This is a genomic window from Mycolicibacterium arseniciresistens (assembly GCF_030519285.1).
Classification (GTDB): domain Bacteria; phylum Actinomycetota; class Actinomycetes; order Mycobacteriales; family Mycobacteriaceae; genus Mycobacterium; species Mycobacterium arseniciresistens.
The window spans coordinates 1-2231 of the sequence record NZ_JAUMSQ010000459.1; the positions used below are offsets into that span (position 1 = coordinate 1).

2 protein-coding genes are annotated in these 2231 nt (G+C 65.6%); one reads left to right on the forward strand and one right to left on the reverse strand.

Annotated elements, in window-relative coordinates:
- Positions 1-130: 130 nt before the first annotated feature.
- Entirely contained in the window at positions 131-928 is a 798-nt protein-coding gene (locus Q2100_RS30405; protein ID WP_302917008.1) for an alpha/beta fold hydrolase, read from the forward strand.
- A 78-nt stretch (positions 929-1006) separates the two neighbouring features.
- On the opposite strand, the gene Q2100_RS30410 is transcribed toward Q2100_RS30405, so the two are convergent.
- Positions 1007-2231 (reverse strand): hypothetical protein (locus Q2100_RS30410; protein ID WP_302917009.1); only part of this gene is annotated, 1225 nt, incomplete at its 5' end.

Below are 2231 nucleotides of genomic sequence, written 5' to 3' on the forward strand. Positions count from 1 at the left end.
CACGTCATCGGCGGCTGAACCTTTGCGATCGCGAGGACGGATGCACGATTCGGCCGATCTCTCGGCGTCACCGCTGACACTGTGGCAGCGTCGACATGCGTTAGTCGGGATCGCACCGCCGGGGGTGAGCATGTCCATCGTCGAGTTACCGGGTTGCGCACTGCAATACGACGTGCGCGGCAGCGGCGAGCCGCTGGTGCTGGTCCACGGCACGGGCGCAGACGCTACGACCTGGGATCCGGTCCTCGATCTGCTCGCCGCCGATCATCAGGTGATCACCTACGACCGCCGCGGGTACGGGCGTTCGACGCATCGGCCGGTCCGCGACTATCGCATCCACACGAATGATCTGGCTGCGCTGCTCGAGCAAGTCTGCGACCGCCCCGCTCATGTCGTGGGCTGGAGCTCCGGCGGAAACGTGGCAATGGCGCTCGCGGCCGCAGACTCCTCACGAATGCGCAGCCTCTGCGTCATCGAACCGCCGTTCCACAACGTGCGCCTCGGCGACAGGGCGGTATTCGCTGCCACGACCCGGGTGAAATGGCAGCAGTTGCGCGGCCGCCGAACCGAGGCGGGCGAGGAGTTCTTCCGGTCCGTCTACTCGCTGCGGTCCGGCGGTAATGCCTACGACCTCGCTGCTGACCGGGTCCGGGAGGGGATGCGGCGCAACGTGGAACCGGTGCTGGTCGAGTTCGACCCGCATCCTTTCGGCGTCTCCGTCGAATATGTCGCGACCCGGGCCGTCGCCGCCGCACCGGTTCCGATGACCTGGATCCTGGGTGACCAGAGTCCGCAATGGCTGCACCGTATCCATCATCGGTTCAGTCAGCGCCGGCCGGACCTTCGCACGGTGGTGATCCCGAACGTCGGGCACCTGGCGCACGACCAAGATCCGGAGGCCTTCGCCAAGGCGGTGGTCTCGCGGTGACGAAGGACCCGGGGGGAGTCGTGCGCTGCCTCTCGAGGGGTTCGCTCCTGGCGACCCGCAGGCGTGACGTCAGTCGCGTCAAAGTGCTTCCTCAACCGCACTGAGTGCGTCGAGTAGCGGCTGCAGGGCCTGAACCGATCGAGCGGGCAGCTGCATTGGCGTGTTGAAAGGCACGTCTGCGGCTTCTTCGTCGAAGACGATCGACGCGTCGGCCTGTCCTCCGGCGGGTAACCAAATGCGTCGGATCGCATCACCATCACGTACCGTGATCACCGCAATCATGCTGTCGGGGACCAATTTGCTGCCTTGCGGCAGGACCGACGGGGCCTCGTCGTCGAGCAGGCCGGTATCCCGGGCGGCCGCGAACACGCGCGTGGCGAGATCACGTGGAACTGTCGCGTCGACGTCATCTCCTCTGTCTTCGAACGCGTCCTTCGCCGTCGGGGTGCGCAACTCGTCGACGACCCGGCGGTGAGCTGAACCGTCGGCGCTGACACCGATCCGGTACGTGTACCTCTCGCCGGGCGCACCTCCACTGAGCTCGAAGGTGACCTCGGCGGCGGACTCACCGTCTGCGACCTCCTGGGCGTCCGCGATGGCCCGGAGGTGACCGAGGATCTGCGCACGTCGCGCGGGCTTCATGTTCTCGATCAGCATTCTGGAGCCTAACTGGGAAGCCTTCTCGCCCGGTTCTTGCGCTGCACCGGCAACCGGTGCATGACCGCCACCGTGGAATGCGCAGATGCGGTTATAAAGACGGGCGACGGTCTCAGTGTTGTCGTCCATCACGGTGCCGGTGCTGACCGGATTTCTGCTGGGGCAGGCCGCATCAGCGTACTCGTCGGGGTGGCCGAGCATGTGGCCGAACTCGTGTGCCGCCACATTGCCCGTGTCGCTGGTATCCCAAAGCGTCATGTTAGAGCGGTCAGGGCCGGGGCGAACCCGCACCACATGGTGTGCGTTCGACGCGACCCACTGGACATCGAATGTCAGGCGTTGCCGACCCCCGTTGGGCGCACGGCAATCGAACCGGTCACCCCACGCGGCGAGAATTCCATTGCGCCAGTTGGTTCGGAGCGTATTCATCGTCGCCGCGGTGATTCCCGTGTCGGGATTGAGTTGGATCCGTACCGTGACGTGGGTTCCGGACTGGCGGTAGGCCGCAGTCCAGCCGAAGGCGCACTCGCTCACGGCGAACGAAACCTCGCCGACAGGTTCGGTAGTCAGCTGCCAGTACTTGTGGTAAGCGTTGCCGTCTGTGCCACGCACGAACACATGCTCATGGTCGGGACCCATTGTCCCC

Coding starts and splice junctions, on each gene's coding strand:
- Q2100_RS30405 (WP_302917008.1), top strand. CDS start 131: ATGTCCATCGTCGAGTTACCGGGTTGCGCACTGCAATACGACGTGCGC.